Annotated in this window: 12 protein-coding genes; 2 read left to right on the top strand and 10 right to left on the bottom strand. The window is 70.9% G+C overall.

Translation table 11 applies throughout. The annotated features are described in order from the left end of the window. Positions 1 to 6 precede the first annotated feature (6 nt). The 3 genes from HV826_RS15800 to HV826_RS15790 all read right to left on the bottom strand — a co-directional run bounded on the left by HV826_RS15800 (position 7) and on the right by HV826_RS15790 (position 4,585). A complete protein-coding gene (locus tag HV826_RS15800) occupies positions 7 to 492 on the bottom strand; it encodes a peptidylprolyl isomerase (RefSeq protein WP_176417852.1) in 486 nt (161 codons plus the stop codon). A gap of 118 nt (positions 493 to 610) precedes the next feature. Continuing rightward, the gene (locus HV826_RS15795) at positions 611 to 2,152 is read right to left on the bottom strand and encodes a ribonuclease H-like domain-containing protein (RefSeq protein ID WP_176417851.1); all 1,542 of its coding nucleotides are present in this window, start codon (positions 2,150 to 2,152) and stop codon (positions 611 to 613) included. A 15-nt stretch (positions 2,153 to 2,167) separates the two neighbouring features. Next, entirely contained in the window at positions 2,168 to 4,585 is a 2,418-nt protein-coding gene (locus HV826_RS15790) for a DEAD/DEAH box helicase (protein ID WP_255217250.1), read from the bottom strand. A 121-nt stretch (positions 4,586 to 4,706) separates the two neighbouring features. On the opposite strand from HV826_RS15790, the gene HV826_RS15785 reads away from it, so the two are divergent. Further along, the gene (locus HV826_RS15785; protein WP_176417875.1) at positions 4,707 to 5,954 is read left to right on the top strand and encodes an SLC13 family permease; all 1,248 of its coding nucleotides are present in this window, start codon (positions 4,707 to 4,709) and stop codon (positions 5,952 to 5,954) included. 15 nt (positions 5,955 to 5,969) lie between these two features. Here the strand turns inward: HV826_RS15785 and HV826_RS15780 are convergent, their stop codons facing one another. Continuing rightward, complete coding sequence (locus HV826_RS15780) at positions 5,970 to 6,800, bottom strand: hypothetical protein (RefSeq protein WP_176417850.1); 831 nt, start codon at positions 6,798 to 6,800, stop codon at positions 5,970 to 5,972. A 173-nt stretch (positions 6,801 to 6,973) separates the two neighbouring features. Here HV826_RS15780 and HV826_RS15775 point away from each other — a divergent pair, with 173 nt between their 5' ends. After that, positions 6,974 to 7,675, top strand: coding sequence for a general secretion pathway protein GspE (locus HV826_RS15775; RefSeq protein ID WP_176417849.1), 702 nt, complete (start codon positions 6,974 to 6,976; stop codon positions 7,673 to 7,675). A gap of 2 nt (positions 7,676 to 7,677) precedes the next feature. Here the strand turns inward: HV826_RS15775 and HV826_RS15770 are convergent, their stop codons facing one another. From HV826_RS15770 to trpS, 6 genes are all read right to left on the bottom strand, one after another. Beyond that, on the bottom strand, positions 7,678 to 9,723 hold the full coding sequence (locus tag HV826_RS15770; protein ID WP_176417848.1) for a cyclic nucleotide-binding domain-containing protein: 2,046 nt from the start codon (positions 9,721 to 9,723) through the stop codon (positions 7,678 to 7,680). After that, positions 9,723 to 11,843 (bottom strand): HEAT repeat domain-containing protein, encoded by a 2,121-nt coding sequence (locus HV826_RS15765; RefSeq protein WP_176417847.1) that lies wholly within the window; start codon positions 11,841 to 11,843, stop codon positions 9,723 to 9,725. Before HV826_RS15765 ends, HV826_RS15770 begins: the two co-directional genes overlap by 1 nt. Positions 11,844 to 11,929: 86 nt before the next feature. Then, positions 11,930 to 14,314, bottom strand: coding sequence for a pseudouridine synthase (locus tag HV826_RS15760; RefSeq protein WP_176417846.1), 2,385 nt, complete (start codon positions 14,312 to 14,314; stop codon positions 11,930 to 11,932). A gap of 24 nt (positions 14,315 to 14,338) precedes the next feature. After that, entirely contained in the window at positions 14,339 to 15,328 is a 990-nt protein-coding gene (gene scpB, locus HV826_RS15755; protein ID WP_176417845.1) for an SMC-Scp complex subunit ScpB, read from the bottom strand. Next, positions 15,315 to 16,184, bottom strand: a complete 870-nt coding sequence (locus tag HV826_RS15750; RefSeq protein WP_176417844.1) for a segregation/condensation protein A — start codon at positions 16,182 to 16,184, stop codon at positions 15,315 to 15,317. Before HV826_RS15750 ends, scpB begins: the two co-directional genes overlap by 14 nt. A gap of 163 nt (positions 16,185 to 16,347) precedes the next feature. Next, positions 16,348 to 17,391, bottom strand: coding sequence for a tryptophan--tRNA ligase (gene trpS / locus HV826_RS15745; protein ID WP_176417843.1), 1,044 nt, complete (start codon positions 17,389 to 17,391; stop codon positions 16,348 to 16,350). Between the last annotated feature and the right edge of the window lie 158 nt (positions 17,392 to 17,549).

The raw sequence follows: 17,549 nt of genomic DNA, 5'->3' as shown, positions 1-17,549 counted from the left end.
CCCGGCTCAGTGCGCTTCGTCGTGGGGGCCGTGGGCGTGGCCGTGCTCCAGCTCCTCGGCCGTCGCGGCGCGGACGTCCCGCACGGTGACCTCGAAGTGCAGCGTCTTGCCGGCCAGCGGGTGGTTGAAGTCCACCATCACGGAGTCGGCCTTCACTTCCTTGATGAAGAAGTCCACCTCGTCCCCGTCCGGGTCGGTGGCGCTGAGCACGCCGCCCGCCACCAGTTCCAGGCCCTCCGGGAACTCCGTCTTCGGAACTTCCTCGACGCCCTCCGCGTCGTAGTCGCCGTAGCCCTCGTCGGGGCCCACCGTCACCTGGAGGGTGTCGCCACGCGCCTTGCCCTCGAGCGCCTTCTCCAGGCCCGGCACGATCTCCTCGTGCCCCTGCAGATAGACGAGCGGCTCCCCCGGCTCGCTCTCGTCCACGGCCTTGCCGTCGCCGAGATGGAGGCGGAAATCGATGGAGACGACGCTGTCCTTGGTAATTTTCATGAGGCCCTCATAGCGCACGGCCGTGACGCGTGCCTCAATGATGTGCCTGTCTGACAATGGGGCGAGCGTCCCGCCCCAACCGACTGTCCGATTCCAGCGGTGCGGAAGCCCTGGATGCTCAGGTCCCCGAGCGAGGGCTCCCCATTCCCAGGTCCAGTGAGGCCGCCCGAGTGCTCCGGGCCAGGCGTGTCTCCAGGCGAAGGAGTCGGCGGTGGTGGTCCACGGGCAGCTCCGCCGCCGAGGCCAGCTTCGCGTGGTGCAGCGCCCGCGCGAGGTCCTTGAGGCCGTGCTCGTACAGCTTGGTGAGCTGGAGGTGCAGCGTCGCGGCCTGGAAGCCCTGGGCCGTCTTCAGGGCCTGGTGCAGGTGCGCCGCCGCCGTCACGGCGTCACCCGCCTTGCGTGACAGCCGCGAGGCCAGGGCCAGGGCTTCAATGCCCACCGCGCCAGCGTCCCCCGCCGCCGCGGCACGGGCGAAGGCCTGGGCGCGCTCGTAGTCGCGAGCCCGGAGCGCCACGCCCGCGAAGCCGAGCAGATCCCGAGGGTCCGCGTCCCGGGGCACGGAGGCGCCTGGGCCGCCCGCCCGGAAGCGGCGGACCAGCTCGCCCAGCAGGGCCGCCAGGAGGAGGAGGTCGTTGACGTTGTGCTCCAGCACGGGCGTCAGCGCCGAGCCATCCCCGCCGCGCAGGTAGCGGAAGTACAGGTCGGGAATCAGCGAGCCGTCCACGTCGTCGACGCGCCGGAAGCCGAGGACCTGGTCTTCCAGGTGGACCAGCCGCGTGCCGGCGCCCCGGTGCTTGAAGACGCGGCGGGCGCAGTGGAGCAGGTCCAGGTGGGGCAGCTCCGCTGGCGCGGGGACGCGGTTGAGGACGAAGCGCGTGCGCAGGAGCGGCCAGTCGAAGCTCTTGCCGTTGAAGGTGACGAGGCAGGAGGACTCGGCCATGCGCTCGGCGAGCGAGCGCAGCATGGGGGCCTCTTCTCCCAGGCGTCGCAGGAAGAGCTGGTGCACCTTGAGCGAGCGGCCCTCGAACCACGCCAGCCCGACGAGGAACGGCACGGTGCCAGTCCCTCCGGCGAGCCCGGTGGTCTCCGTGTCCAGGAAGAGCATCCGCTGGAAGTCCACGCCCGCCAGGTCCGCGTGCAGCGCGAGGCTGGCGACCAGGGAGCCCTCCACGTCCAGCGCCGCGGCGAGGGGCGCCGAGCCGTGGTGGTGCTCCGGGGCGAGGATGCGCTCGGAGACGTGGACCGTGCCGTGGGCCGTGGCGCGGGACTCCACGGGCAGCGGGCCCGGCGGCGCCCGCGGTGGCGTGCCCCGTCGCGCGGCGGCTACGCCCTGGCGCTCCGACCAGTCCGACAGCATCCGCCGCAGGCTGTCGATGCGGGGATCTCTCGGGGCGGATGGAGGTGAGGGCTGCTCGGCGGGCGCGTCGGGCACGCCCGCCTTGGCACCGGGCATGGACGACTCATCCATGCGCCGGGCCTGAACCAGCTTCGCCAGTTGCGCGGCGAGCGCGTCGGGCACGCCCAGCTCCGCCCCAGTCGCGGGCCTGGCCTCCGCGCGCGCGGCGGGCTCGGCCTGTGGCTCCGCCACGGGGGGCTTCGGGGGTGACTTGCCCCCGGGGCCCACGCTCGTCAGGCGCGCCAGCTTCCGCTTGAGGTCCATGGCCGCGCCTCCCGGTTACTGCATCCCCGCGATGCCCAGCGCCGACAGCACTTCGAGCGTCAGTCGCTTGCGTGGATGCGGGTCCACGGGCGCCTGTCCCGGCATCGCACCCGCCGCGGGGCCGATGCACGCCGGACAGCCATCCTCACACGTGCACGACTCCAGCAGCCGGCGCGCACGGCTCAGCAGCTCATCCCGCTGGTCATACAGCCGCGCCGCCAGCCCCACGCCGCCGGGCACGTTGTCGTACAGGAACATTGTCGGGTCGAAGCCCACGCCCCCGTCCTTGCGCGGCGGTCCCTCCGCGTCATCCCGGCTTCCAAGCGTCTTGCCGATATCCCGAGGGTCAATCATCAACCCCACGCACGCCACCGTGCGCAGCGCCGTCGTCAGTCCACGAAGCGCATCGATGACCGCCGGTCGCGGCGCCCGCATGGCACGCACCACCGTCTCCGGCACCGTCAGCCACAGCGCCGTGGTGTGCATCTGCATCTCCGGCAGCGCCACGTCGCCGTAACCGACGTTCTCATGCGTGTGGTACTTGATCTTCTTGTACCCCACGACCTTCTCGATGACGCTCACCTCTCCCATGCCCGCCTGAAGGTCCGGGCCCATGGGCGCGGCCTGGTCCTCCTGGATGACGTGCACGCGCACGTAGGTCATCGCGTCGGTGAAGTAGTCCGGCGCCACCTTCCGCACGAAGGCCTTGTGGTTCTCGTAGTCGAAGCGCTCGACCTGATACTGTTCGGCCTCGTGTTGGTAGATGGCCTGCTCGTGCAGCATCGTGTGCGCCGAACGGAAGTCCATCTCCGCCAGCGTCCGGTCCGTGCCCTTCTCGATGATGACCACGTTGTCCCAGCCCACGCTGCGCAGTGACACGTGGTTGGCCGGATACGCATCCGTGGACCAATGGAACACGCGCCGGCCCGCCTCGCCCACGGTGGGGTGCACCACCTCATGCTGCGCGAGGAACCCGAGCGCCTCCGTGGTGGACTCCGGCGGCACGTCCCCGAAGGGCTCCCCCTCCTCGAACGGCAGCTCGAAGGACGCGCACTTGAGGTGCTGGACCAGGATCTCCACATTGTCCGGGTCGATGCGCGCGTGCTCCACCGGAGAGCCCACGAGGAAGCGCGGGTCGCCGGCGAGGTACTGATCCAGCGGCGCGCTCGACGTCACCAGCAGCGCCAGGCTCCCCTCACCGCGCCGCCCTGCCCGGCCGAACCGCTGCATCAGCGCCGCCACCGAACCCGGGTAGCCCGCGCACACCACCGCGTCCAGCGAGCCGATGTCGATGCCCAGCTCCAGCGCGTTGGTGGCCACCACGCAGCGCACCTCGCCCGCGCGCAGCGCCGCCTCCGTGGCGCGCCGCGTGCCCGGCAGGTACCCGCCGCGGTAGCCCTGGATGAGGGACGGATCCAGCTTCTCTTCCACGAAGCGGTCGCGGAGGTACTTGAGCATCACCTCGATGTTGTTGCGCGACTGCCCGAAGAGCAGCGTGGACACGCCCGCGCGCACCAGGTCCGCCGTCAGCCGCACCGCCGTCTTGAGGTAGCTGGCCCGGATGCCCAGCTCCGCGTTCACCACGGGCGGGTTGAACACCATGACGCGCCGCTCGCCGGAAGGCGCCCCGCTCTCCGACACCAGCGTCACGTCCCGCCCGAGCATCCGCCGCGCGTGGGCCTCCGGATTGCCAATGGTGGCCGACGCCGCGACGAACACCGGGTCCGCGCCGTGGAAGCGCGCCACGCGCTGGAGCCTGCGCAGCACGTTGGCCAGGTGTGAGCCGAAGACGCCCCGGTACGTGTGCAGCTCGTCGATGACGACGTAGCGCAGGTTGGAGAACAGGCGCGCCCAGCTCGCGTGATGCGGGAGGATGCCCGTGTGCAGCATGTCCGGGTTGGTGAGCAGCACGCCGCTGCGCTCCCGCGCGGCCCGGCGCGCATCCCCGGGTGTGTCACCGTCGAAGGTGATGGCGCCGTGGGACAGGCCCGCCTCGCGCATCAGCGCGCGCAGGGACTCTTCCTGGTCTCTGGACAGGGCCTTGGTGGGGAACAGGTACAGCGCGCGCGCCTGGGGCTCCCGCGCGAAGCGGTCCAGCAGCGGCAGGTTGTAACAGAGGCTCTTGCCGGAGGCGGTGGGCGTGGCGATGACCAGGCTCTGTCCCGCCCGGGCCAGCCGGTACGCCTCCGCCTGATGCGAGAAGAGCTGCTGGATGCCCCGCTTCTCCAGCGCCTCGCGCACCTGGGGCGCCACGTCCGCCGGAATGGGCGCGAAGACGCCGGCGCGCGCGGGGGTGGCCTCATCCAGGACGAAGCAGGAGCGGAGCTGCCGGTCCGCCCGCCACCCGTCCAGCACGGAGTCCAGCCCGCGAGGCGCGTTCCACGGCGTGCGACGGGCCCCTCCGAAAGCGCCCGGTTCCTTCTCTGGCTTCATGGGCCGGGCACTGTACAGACGTATACCGAGGCAAACAACGCGGGAGCGCGCCTCATTGGTTTGACCTCCAGCTAAAACGCGCGGAGGCGGACGCGTGGGCGCTCCACTAGTGTGCCGCGCCGTGGCCCTCGCCATCTTCCTGTTCACCTACGTCTTCATCGCCGGTGCGCGGCTTCCGTACCTGCGGCTGGACCGCCCCGGGGGCGCGCTGCTGGGCGCCGTGCTGATGGTCGTCACCGGCGTCGTCACGCCCGCCGAGGTCTTCAACCACAGCGCCGACGCGAACCAACACGCCATCGACGCGGACACCATCGTCCTCCTGCTGGGGATGATGTTGCTGGCCGCGTACATGTCCCAGGCCGCATTCTTCCGCACCGCGGGCGCGTGGGCCGTGCGCAAGGCCCATACGCCCCGGCGGCTGCTGCTCGCCGTGACGTTCATCTCGGCGGTGATGTCCGCGGTCCTGGTGAATGACACCGTGTGTTTGATGCTCACGCCGCTGGTGCTGGCCACCGTGGACGACGCGCGCCTGCCGCCCGCCCCGTACCTGCTCGCGGTGTGCATGGGCAGCAACAGCGGCTCGGTGGCGACCTTCACCGGCAACCCGCAGAACATGCTCATCCAGGGTGCGTCCGGGCTGTCCTACGCCAGCTTCGCCGCGCACATGGCCCTGCCCGCCCTGCTCTCCACGGCGGTGGTCGCCGCCGGGCTCCTGTACCTCTTCCGGCACGACCTGCCGACGAGGCGCTTCGAGCCCAAGCCGCCGCCGCCCCCCGTGGACCAGGGGCTCATGGTGCTCACGCTGGTGGTGCTGGCCGGGGTCGTCGTGGCCTTCTTCGCCGGCCTGCCCATGAGCTGGAGCGCCCTGGCCGGAGCGGCCCTGGTCATGGCCCTGTCCCGGCGCGAGCCACGCGAGGCGCTGGAGCGCGTGGACTGGGTGCTGCTGCTCTTCTTCGCCAGCCTGTTCGTCGTCGTCTACGGCGTGAACAAGCACGGCTGGGCCGAGGAGATCCGCGTCCTGTTCGGGCCCCTCATGGCGGGCCCGCCCCTGCGGGAGACGCTGGGCTTCGCGGGGCTGACGCTGGTGGCGTCCAACCTGTTCAGCAACGTGCCCTTCGTCATGCTGGCGCGGACGTGGGTGCCCGCGCTGCACGACGTGGAGCTGGGCTGGCACGTGCTCGCGCTCGGCTCCACGCTGGCGGGCAACCTCACGCTGGTGGGCAGCGTGGCCAACCTCATCGTGTTCGAGGCCGCGCGCGGCAAGGTCAACATGACCTTCCTCCGCTTCCTCCGCGTGGGCCTCCCGGTGACGCTCGTCAGCTTCGTCGTGGGGTTGACGGTGCTCCTGGTGGAGCACGCGCTGTTCTGAAGAAGGCCGGGTGACTCAGGGGTCGGGGTCCGGCAGCTCGCCGGGCGCCAGCCCGTCTTCCGGAGGCTTCGTCGCCTCGGGTGCCGGCGCCCCCGCCTTGCCGGGAGCCCCGTCCGACCCCGCCGCGGAGGCCCGGGCCGGCGGCGCGCCGCCGCGGTCGGTGGGCGTCAGGTCCTTCACGAACAGCCGCGCCACGTCGTCCAGCATGGCCGTCATCGCCTCGCGGAAGAGCGACGGGTCCTTGCCCACCTTGAACGGGTCCAGGTGCGCCTTGCCCTCGGCGACCTGGTCCATGGTGAACGAGCGGTGCCACACCTCCGCGCGCCCGTCCAGGGTGAACATGCGGCCATAGCCTCGCAGGTACGCGCCCGCGCGGCCGTCGTCGCTGCGCATGCCGTAGTCCTCGATGACGAACTCGACGATGGTGTCCGCGCCCAGCGACGCCACCAGGTCGTAGTCCGGCGCGTTGGCCGGCACCTCCTCCACCAGGAAGCTCTCCAGCACCGAGGCCACCTGCGCGGGGTCCACCACGTGCGTCCACGGGAACTCACGCGGCAACTGCGACAACGTGGTGACCCGGAGGCGCTCGGAGATTTCGAAGCGCGTGACGGCCTGGAGCAGCTTCACCGTCAGCCGCCGGTCCGCCTCCACCGGCTCCAGCTTCTTGAGCTTGTTCCGGTACGCCGAGTCCTCGCGGAACACGTGGCTCTTGGGGCCGGCCCCGTCCTTGATGCGGGAGATGAAGGCCGGACGCCGGACGCGGTCCAGGTCCGCGCCAGCCAGGCGCTGCGACGCACAGCCCGAAGCCAGCAGCAGTGCGAGAAACGGCAGTATCCGTCGCGTCATGGAGGGACGGTTCTACCCCATTCCGTGCCCTCACGCTCCTCCCCGGCCTCCAGGGTGTTGGCGGGCCTCCGGTCGTGCCCGACTGGCTGCTATGCTTCACGGCCGTGAAACAGCCGCCTGTCACACCCTCTGTCTCGCTCCCTGGCCGCAAGCGCCGGCTTGGGGAGATTCTCATGGACGCCGGGCTCCTCTCGGAGACCCAGCTCCGCTCCGCCCTCGCCGAACAACGCAAATGGGGCGGAAAGCTGGGCCTCACCCTGGTGCAGATGGGGTTCGTGGACGAGAGCTCCATGGTCCACGCGCTGTCGCGACAGCTCGCCATCCCCACGGTGGATTTGGAGCAGCACACTCCGTCCGCGGTGGTGTTGCAGGCGCTCCGGGCGGACATCGCCGAGCGCTACACCGTCTTCCCCATCGCCGCGGACCCGGCCGCGAAGACGCTCACCGTCGCCTCCGCCGACCCCACCAACGTGGAGGCCTTCCAGGAGCTGGCCTTCCACTGCGGCCAGCGCCTGCAGGTGGTCGTCGCGAGCGCCTCGTCCATTGAGCGCGCCATCCGCCGCCACTACCACGGGGAGGTCACCTCCACGACGGCGACCCCGCTGTCCTTCGGCATGGACGAGCCCACCTTCGAGCTGGCGCCCCCGGTCGAGAGCGCGCCCCTGTCCCTGGCCGTGCGCGCGGTCTCCTCGGCGACCCTGGCGCAGCCCGGCCGTGAGACGGAGCTCACCCAGCGCGTGGAGGAGCTGACGCAGCAGGTGGCGGGGCTGGAGCGGATGGTGGCCCAGCAGGCCCGCTCGCTGCGGGCCATGCTGGAGCTCCTGGAGACGCGCGGCCTGGTGACGCGAGACGACTACCTCGCCAAGGTCCGCTGACGTCAGACGAGGATGAGGTCTTCCTCGACGCCGGCTTCGGTCAGCACGCGCTGCGTGCGACGGAGCCGTTCGTCGCTCAGGTCGGAGATCAGGGCCAGGATCTGCGGGTGGCTGGAGATGAGCGCGTCGAAGTCGGCGCGCGGCAGCCGCAGCAGCGTGGTGTGCCGGGTGGCGGTGACGGTCGCCGTGGCGGGCGTCTTCTGGAGCAGGGAAATCTCTCCGAACACCTCCCCTTCCCGGAGCTGCGTCAGCAGGTGGCCGTCCTTGCGCACCTCGACCTCGCCGGACAACACCACGTAGAGGCCGTCCGTCGGGTCGCCGTCGCGGATGACGACCGCGTCCCGTTCGACGTCACGGGAGCGGAAGCGCTCCACCAGGTCGCGCCGGTCCTTCCGCTCGAAGAGCCGGAACAGCTTCGACGTGTTCATGACGTTCGTCAGCATGCGCTGGCGGCAGAACTTCTTCAGGGCGAGGGCCACCTGCGGGTGGCTTCGCGACAGCTCGGCGAGCACCCCCGCGGAGATCTCCAGGAGCTGCGAGTCGTCGGACGCGGACTCCACGGAGGCCGTGCGAGCGGCGCCGGAGAGCAGGGCCATCTCCCCGAAGAAGGCGCCCCCTTCGAGCGTCGCGAGGTCATGGCGCTGGCCGTCCTCCGTCCGGAAGACGCGCACCGCGCCCTCGCAGATGACGTAGAACGCGTCGCCGTGGCTGCCCTGGTCGATGATGCGCTCGCCCGGTCCGAAGCGGCGCAGCGGGCAGCGCTCGAACAGCTCGATGAAGGCGTCTCGAGGCAGGTCCGAGAAGAGCGGAATCGTGGGCAGCGCGTCCAGGGACGTCGCTTCGGGAGGGACCTCCTCCGTCAGGCTGTAGATCTCTTCCTCGAGGCCGTCGCTGATGGACGTGGCCCCCAGGCCTTGTCGACTCAAAGCCGCCTGCGCGGCCAGCTCCACCGCGTGCAACAGGGAGTCCGCCTCCAGCTCCAACTCCGTGAAGGAAGACGGGCTCGTCGCCGTCCGGAAGGAGGCGCCCAGCGCGGGTGACAGGTCGTGGCCCGGGAGCGCGGTGGCGCCCGCGGGGACCGGCGCGTCGGCACGGCGCGGCCGGAGTCCTGGAGGCGAGGAGGACGCCGCGGCGTCAGAAGCGGTGGGCGCCTCTGGCTGCGTGGTGATGGGAGACGACAGGGCCTGCCAGCGGCCGCTGTTCGAGACGGAGCGTGGCGGTGCGGCCGGCGCGGGTTCGGGCGCGCGCGCCGCACCCACGGCGGGCAGCCGCTGCGACGCACGCGGTGCCAGTCCTGGCGGCAAGGAGCTCGTCGCCGCACGCGCGCCTCCGGGCTGAACCGCGGGAATCCGGGTCGCGAGCGGCGGAGCCTCCGGTTCGGGGAGAGCCACCGCGTCGTCCACCCGCTCCCCTGCCACGACGGGCTCCACGTCCAACGTCACCTCCACGCCAGCGGTCCCTTCTTCCGAAGCCAGCCCCACCTCGACCGAGTGGACGACTTCCTCGGTGTCACGCGAGGACGCGTCGGTGGACAGCACCCGCGCTGGAGGCAGCTCCGCGGACAGGTCCGCCGAGGAACCGCCGGCCGCCTCATCCTCACCCAAATCAATGGCGGCGACGGCCGCCCGGACGGCCGCGGGCAGACGCGACGTCCCAGGAGGCTCGGCGGACGCCTTCACCGTCACGGACGACGCGTTGCTCATCGGGCCCCGGGCCCGGACGCCCATGGGCGTACCCCGGCGCGCGTACAGGTCCGCGAGCATCTGCTGCACGCCGCGGTGCGCGGGGTCCAGTTCGAGGATGAGCTTGCTCGCGGCGATGGCGCGCGGAAGGAAACCCTCGCGCGCGAAACCCTCCGCGGCGGATTGGTACGCCGAGATGGCCCGGTCCCGCTGTCCCGCCTTCACCCAGGCATCCCCGGAGCGCAGGCGCGACTGATGGTCCTTGGGCTCGGCCCGGCAGTAGTCCTCGTAGAGCTCCGCCGCCTTGGAAAAGCGTCCCTTGGTGAAAGCCTCGGACGCCTTGTCCTTGAGCTTGCGCAGCTCCATCAGCGAGCGCCCTCCGACGCGGTGCTCTCGGACCCCGGTGCGGCGCCCGCGGCCTCACGCACCGTCCGGAAGTAGTCCGCCTTGAGGGCCTCCAGCTGGTCCGCATGCGCGGCGCTGCCCAGCTTCCGGAGCGACGAAGCCGCCGCGGCGCGAATCTCGGGCAGGTCGTGGAACAGGTCCTTGGCCACCGCGTCCGCCGCCTGCGCGTCGCCAATGCTCCCCAGCGCCAGCAGCACGTCGCGGCGGGCCACGCTGTTGGGCTCGTCCAGCGCCTTCACCAGCGTGGGCACCGCGTCCTTCGCCTGGAGCCGTCCCAACAGGGCCGCCGCCAGCGCCGCTTCCGGTCCACCTTCGCGCACCACGGCCTGGAGCTGCGCGGAAGCGGAGCCCGGCACACCGCCGGCACGCGTGAGCGCATCCAGCACCAGCAGCTTCTCGCTCCCCATCTTCGGCAGCAGCTCGATGAGCGCGGCCTGCCCCGCCTCGCCGGCCTCCGCCAGCGCCTGGGCCAGGGCCTTCTGCAGGTCGCGGTCCGGCTCGACGAGCCCGGCCTTGGCCACGTTGACGCCCTCGGGGCCCAGCCGCGCCAGTCCCACCAAAGCCGCCACGCGCAGCGCGGCGCTGGAGTCCTGAGCGTAACCGGTGAGCAGCTCCAAGGCTCCGGGCGCCTTCAGCGTCCCCAACGCTCGCAGCAGCGTCGCCAGCGGAACCAGCCGCTCCGGCGCCACGTCGTCGTACAATTCGGTGGGCACGCGGTGCCGCACCACGTCCCGTCCGGACTCACGCACCCGGGCGGCATTGAGTACCTTCACGCGCTCCAGGAGGTCCGCGTGCCGCGACGGCCGGTCATCCTTCAGGCCAGGCGTCGACGGGGTGGGCGGCATGGTCGAAGGGTCGAACCCCACGCCAAACTTCTCCGGGAGCGCTTGGGTCACCCAGTCGGCGCGCAGCGCTTCCAGGCCCTTGGCCTCCTGCTCGTAGAGCAGCTGCAACGCGGGCACGACGGAGGCATCTCCCACCTCCGCCACGGCCTCCACCGCGAGCAGGCGCAGCGTGGCGTCCGGATGGCTCAGCCAGGGCACCACCTTGCCGAGCAGCGGCAGCGCCGCGGGTCCCAGCCCCTCGACGGCCTGGAGGCCGCTGGCGGCCGTGGCCGGCCGTGCCAGCCGCTCGCCAATGGGGTCCACCGGACAGCCCCCGCGCGTGCGCATGCTCCGGCCAGCGACGAGCGCCTCCGCCGGTGCGCCCTCCATGACGATGGCGCACAGCGAGGCATCGGTCTGCGGCGTCCGGGGGAAGGACACGATGGCTTCGATGGCCAGCGGGCTGACGACGCTCTTCTCCACCGCCACCATCTGGAGGCGCTGCGTGGCCACCGGATCCCGGAGCTTCATCAGCGCGTGGATGGCGGACTCGCGCAGCTCGGGGAAGTTCTCTTCCAGCAGCAGCGTGATGGGGCCCACCGCGCGCTTGTCCCCGGCGTCACCCAGCCCACGCACGGCGGCGGCGGCGAGGATGACCTGGCTGTCGCGAACCAAGGGTAGCAGCCGGTTGACGGCGTCGGGACGGCCGCTCTTGCCCAGCTCCTCGGCGGCGCCCACGCGCTCGGGCAGCGCGCCTTCGGTCAACGCGAGCTGGTTGCGATCCCACTGCGTGCGGGCCTCGGCGGCGACCACCTCCGCCATGGCGCCCGGAACGTTGGCGTTCTTCAGGGCCTGGACGATGACCTGCCGCGTGGCCCGGCCCCGCCGCCCGTACTGGAGCGTGAGGTAAGCCTTGGCCTTTTCGTTATTCACCTTGGACAGCGCCATGGCGGCGCGGCCCTGGACCTCTTCGTCTTGGTCCTCGAGCAATTCGCCCAGGAGGTCCACGACGCGGGCGTCCTGGCTCTCCCCCAGCGCCACGGCGGCTTCGGCCCGGACGATGGCGGCGAAGTCCTTCGCCGCGCGAGTGAAGAGGACCAGGTCATCCGGGTTGCCTTGCCCGGCCAGCTTCTTCACCGCGAGCGCGCGGACCTCTGGACGAGGACTCTGGAGGTCCGCGAGAAGCTGGTCCCTGCTGCCGTTGCAGCCGAGGAGCAGGGCAAGTGCGAGAATGAGGGGGCGTGCGCCGGTTCGCATCGGTCTCCGGTGAGGGAAACGGTGTAGGAGTCGGCGCCGGTTATATCAATCCCCCTCGATTCCCGCCCAATCCACCGCGTCAGGTATCAACGCGGACGGCGAGGCCCCCGGGGAGGCGGCCGGCCCGTGCCGCCTCGGGGAGGCGGCCGGCCCGCGCCGCCTCGGGGACGATCATTGCTCCAACTGGGGGCGCTTGCCCGCTCCTTCTTCTTGCCCCAGTCCTGGAATCCGCCGGACTTCTCGGAGGGAGGACCCTTGCGAGCCCCGGCCCGGACGACGCGTTCACGGGGATTCCCGCTTTCGTCGGTGGGCGTCCAGGTGGAGCGAGCGGGGCGTCCGCCCTCGGAGCCCTCACGGCGAGGGCCGCCCCGGCCACGCGGCGCGTCGGCCCCTTCAGCGCGAGGCTTCCACTCACGGCGCTCCGGGCGGCCAGCACCCGCGGCTCCGGAACGGGGCGAGTACGGACGGCCTTCACCCCGTGGAGCCCGGCCAGCGCCACCGCCAGCAGCCCATGTCTTGCGCTCAGGACGGCCTTCGCCACCCGCGCGCGGTGCGCGAGTACGAGGCGCGGCGTCACCGCCCGCGCTCCAGTCGCGGCGCTCGGGACGGCCCGGGCCACGGCTCTTGGGGGCGCCGCCCTCGGCACCACCGAAGGATCGACCCGGGCCACGGCTGCGAGGCGCGCCTGCCTTGTCGCCACCGAAGGAGCGGCCACGCGGCGGGCCTGCCTTGTCAGCGCCGAACGAACGGCGTGCGGGCTTGGCGTCATCCCCACCGAAGGAGCGACGCGCGGGCCTGGCGTCATCCCCACCGAAGGAGCGACGCGCGGGCCTGGCGTCATCCCCACCGAAGGAGCGACGCGCGGGCCTGGCGTCATCCCCACCGAAGGAGCGACGCGCGGGCTTGGTGTCGTCCCCACCGAAGGAGCGTCCACGCGGCGCGGCTGCCTTGTCACCACCGAAGGACCGGCGCGCGGGCTTGGCGTCATCCCCGCCGAAGGAGCGACGCGCGGGCTTGGCGTCGTCCCCACCGAAGGAGCGTCCACGCGGCGCGGCTGCCTTGTCACCACCGAAGGACCGGCGCGCGGGCTTGGTGTCATCCCCGCCGAAGGAGCGACGCGCGGGCTTGGCGTCATCCCCGCCGAAGGAGCGACGCGCGGGCTTGGCGTCGTCCCCACCGAAGGAGCGACGCGCGGGCCTGGCGTCGTCCCCACCGAAGGAGCGACGCGCGGGCCTGGCGTCGTCCCCACCGAAGGAGCGTCCACGCGGCGCGGCTGCCTTGTCACCACCGAAGGACCGGCGCGCGGGCTTGGTGTCATCCCCGCCGAAGGAGCGACGCGCGGGCCTGGCGTCGTCCCCACCGAAGGAGCGACGCGCGGGCTTGGCGTCGTCCCCACCGAAGGAGCGACGCGCGGGCTTGGCATCGTCCCCACCGAAGGAGCGGCGCGCGGGCTTGGCGTCGTCCCCACCGAAGGAGCGGCGCGCGGGCTTGGCGTCGTCCCCACCGAAGGAGCGGCGCGCGGGCTTGCCCTCGGCCGACGCCCCCTTGGCCCGTCCGAAACGCGCCAGGCTCGCCCCGCCCGCCGCGGCCTTGGCCGCACGGGCCGGCGCCTTGCGCGCGGGCTTGGCCGCCACGGGCGCATCGTCATCCATGGACAGCTCCGCCTCGTCGTCCGAGTCGAAGCCCGGAGCCGCGCGGCCATGCCGGCGCGGAGGCAGCTTCAGCTCCCCCGTCGGCGGCACGCTCTTGCCATCCGACACCGAGTGCAGCAGCTCCACCTCGCTCGTCTTGAGCGGGCGCAGCTGGCCGGGGCGCAGACCTTCCACACCCACGCCGGCGTAGGACGGACGGAACAGCCGCACCACCGGGTGCCCCACCGCGGCGCACAGCCGCTTGATGAGGTGCGGGCGCCCTTCCGCCACGACAATCTTCAGCCAGGTGTTCCGCTCCGCGGCCTCGAACACACCCACCGACACAGGCGTGGCCATGCCGTCCTCGAGCCGCACGCCGCCGCGCAGCTTGTCCAGCGTGGCCACGTCCGGCTCGCCCTTCACCTTCGCCAGGTACATGCGCGGCACCTGGAAGCTGGGGTGCGTCAGCTTGTGCGCCAGCGCCCCATCATCCGTGAACAGCAGCGCGCCCTCGGCGTCGTAGTCCAGGCGTCCCACCGGGAACAGGCGCTTGCCCACCTCTTCCACGTAGTTGGCCACCGTGGGCCGGCCCTGCGGATCCGACAGCGTCGTCACGACGCCCACGGGCTTGTAGAGCAGGAAGTAGGAGGATTCATCCGGAGGCGTGACCAGCGTCCCGTCCACCGTCACCAGGTCCGTGCCGGGCTCCACCCGGCTGCCCAGCTCCGTCACCGTCTTGTTGTTCACCGCGACGCGGCCCGCGGTAATCAGCTCTTCTGCATGCCGGCGCGAAGCAACTCCCGCGCGGGCCAGGTACTTCTGTAGTCGTTCGGCCGCCATACCATCCTTCTTCCATGCTGCCCGTCACTCGGGCTTGGGCCCCGTCGTATCACCCGTCTCGGGTTTCGGGGGCGTCGTGTCCAGGACGCTGGAGCTGACCTTGTGTGTCCGGTCCGCGGCCGCCATGGCCTCCTCCAGGTCCTCCAGCGCGGCTTCACTGGCCGCCGCGCTCTTTTCCATCCGCTTCGTGAATGCCGGGTCCGACAGCGCTTCCACCGTCCCCGTCGCCGGGGGCGCCGGCTTGTCTTCCTTCTCGACGATCTCCCGGTGCTCCTGCGTCAGCTCGTGGAACTCACGCAGCGTGGGCAGGGCCGACAGGTCCTTCAGGGCGAAGAACTCCAGGAACTCACGGGACGTTCCATAGAGGATGGGCCGGCCCACCTCTTCGCGCTTGCCCAGGATCTTCACCAGCTTGCGGTCCATCAACGCCTTGATGACCGCGCCGCAGTCCACGCCGCGGATGTCCTCGATTTCCGGCCGCGTCACCGGCTGCCGGTACGCGATGATGGCCAGCGTCTCCACCGCCGCCCGGGTCAGCCGCTGTGGCTTCACCCGCAGGTAACGCCGGACATACTCACCCGAATGCGGGTCCGTCCGGAACTGCCACCCGCCCGCCACCTCATACAGCACGATGCCGCTGATGCCGTCGCGGTGGATGCCGGAGAGCTGGTTGAGGGCCTCGGCGATGAGCTCCCGCTCGATGCCGGTGGCCATGTACAGCTCGTCCACCGACAGCGGCCGCTCCGCCACGAAGAGCACGCTCTCGATGACGGTGCGGACGCGGTCCGTGGACAGCTTGCGGCTCTTGGAGAGGAGCTTCTCGAACGACGTCTCCAGGTCCGGAGGCGCCTCGTCCGAGTCCTCCTCGATGGAGGCCGCTTCCAGCTCGTCCAGCTCGTCCGCCGGGCCGGGGCCCGTGACAGCGGCGATTTCCTCTTCGGAGAACGGGCCGGGGCCGCCGGGCGTGCCCGGTTCGGGAGTCTCATCCTGCGGTCCGTTGCTACCGGTAGTCACTGTCGTCGACCTCCGTGGGAGCCAGCTTCTCCAGCGCGTCCCCGTTGGGCAGCAGCAGGATGGGCCCCATCGGCTCGTCCTGCACCACCCGGATGAGCCGCCGCTTCACCATCTCCAGGATGGCCAGGAAGGTGATGACCACCTCCTGCCGCGACGGGGTGTCCTCTTCCGTGAACAAGCTTTCGAACAGAACCTGTCCATGGGGGCGCAGACGCTCTACTACGCGGAGGATGGCCTCGGACAGCGTCACGCGCTCCCGGACCACCTCGTGCTGCAGTTTGGGCTGCAACCGCTCCAGCACCCGATCGAGCGCCTCCACCAGCTTGAGGACGCTGAACTCCTGGAGCCCCACCTCCTCTTCCGGGATGGGCACCGCCTCCACCGGGACGTTGCGGGCGAAGACGTCGCGGCCGAGCAGGTCCTGCGTGGCGAGCTGCTCGGCGGCGTCCTTGTACTTCTGGTACTCCAGCAGGCGCCGCACCAGCTCCGCGCGCGGGTCCTCGGTCTCCTCGGCGACCGAGAGCACCTCCGATCCCTCCTGCGCCGCGACGGCGTCCTGCCGGGGCAGCAGCATGCGGCTCTTGAGGTGCGCCAGCGTGGAGGCCATCACCAGGAACTCCCCGGCGATGTCGAGGTTGATCTCCCGCATCCGCTCCAGGTGCTCGAGGTACTTCTCCGTGATCAGCGCCAGCGGGATGTCGAAGATGTCGACCCGATGCTCCTTGATGAGATGGAGCAGCAGGTCCAGCGGACCTTCGAAATTGGGCAGCGCGATGCGGAAGTTGTCGCCAGGACTCCGCGGCAACTCCCCTTCACGAAGGGCCTCATCGGCCGGCGAGCGACGTTCCTCACTCACCGGATGTCCTGGGTGGCGTCAACGGGATGGGTGGGGGCGCGTCATCGCGTAAGGGCCCGACTTTCTTAGGCAGCGGGCACGAGCCTGGAGGACACACACCCATACCAGTGCCCCCCAGGTGGGTCAAACAATCGGCAGTGAAAGCCCGTTCAGGCACACCGCCTCATGGGATTCCCACGGCCTTGCGGACCTGGTCCATCAGCCGGGTCGCCTCGGCCCGGGCCCGGCTGGCGCCGTCCTGGAGGATGCGCTCCACCTCACCTGGGTCGGCCGCCAACTCGGCGTACCGCTGACGGGCCGGGCCAAAGGCCGCGTGGTAGGCCTCCAGGAGCTTCTTCTTGTAGTCGCCGTAGCCCTTCCCGCCCGCCTTCCAGGTGGCGTCCACCTCGGCGAAGTCGGACTCGGGCAACATCAGCTTGAGCAGGTCATAAAGCGGCGCGTCGCTGACCAGCCCCGCAGGGGGCGGGTTCGAGGGCACCGGCTTGGGCGCGTCCACCGGCGTGGAGTCCGTCTTGATGGACATGATGCGCTTCTTGATTTCCTTCTCGTCGCCGAAGAGCTCGATGGTGTTCCCGTAGGACTTGGACATCTTCTGCCCGTCGACGCCGGGCACCGTCTGGGTGGCCTCCTGGATGCGCGCCGCGGGCAGCTTGAGGATGCCGGGCGCGTGGCCCCGCTCCTTGCCCTCCGGGTCCGCCGGGTCGTAGCCGGGCACGTACTGGGTGTTGAACTTCACCGCCCAGTCGCGCGCGAACTCGATGTGCTGAATCTGGTCCTTGCCCACCGGGACGAAGTCCGCGCTGTAGAGCAGGATGTCGGCGGCCATCAGCACCGGGTAGGCGAAGAGGCCGAAGTCCGGGCTGATGCCCTTGGCCACCTTGTCCTTGTAGCTGTGCGCCCGCTCCAGGTGCGCGTGCGGCGTCACGGTGCCCAGAATCCAGTACAGCTCCAGCACCTCGCGCACGTCGCTCTGCCGGAAGAGCACGGCCTTCTTCGGATCCAACCCCAGCGACAGGTAGGCCATGGCGGCCTCGCGCGTCAGCGCCAGCGCGGCCTTGGGCTCCCGCACCGTGGTGAGCGCGTGCAGGTTGGCGATGAAGTAGTAGCCCTCCCCCTCATCCTGGAGCTGCACGAACTGGCGGAGCGCGCCGTAGTAGTTGCCGATGTGCAGCCTGCCGGACGACTGCACTCCTGAGAGAATCCGCATAGGGGCTTGAACCTTGAATCGGGAATCGACAGGGCTCGTTCGCACACCCGCCGCGGCCCTGCAACCGTCCGTTGCCCGAGTCACGACTCCGTCCAGTACTCGAAGTCAAGACGGACTCTCCCTGGAACTTTGCGTTCCGCCAGGAAATCCCGAGCAAA

This window comes from Myxococcus sp. AM010 (assembly GCF_013372585.1).
In the GTDB taxonomy this organism is placed as follows: Bacteria; Myxococcota; Myxococcia; order Myxococcales; family Myxococcaceae; genus Myxococcus; species Myxococcus vastator.
This window is presented reverse-complemented; position numbering and strand designations above follow the sequence as displayed.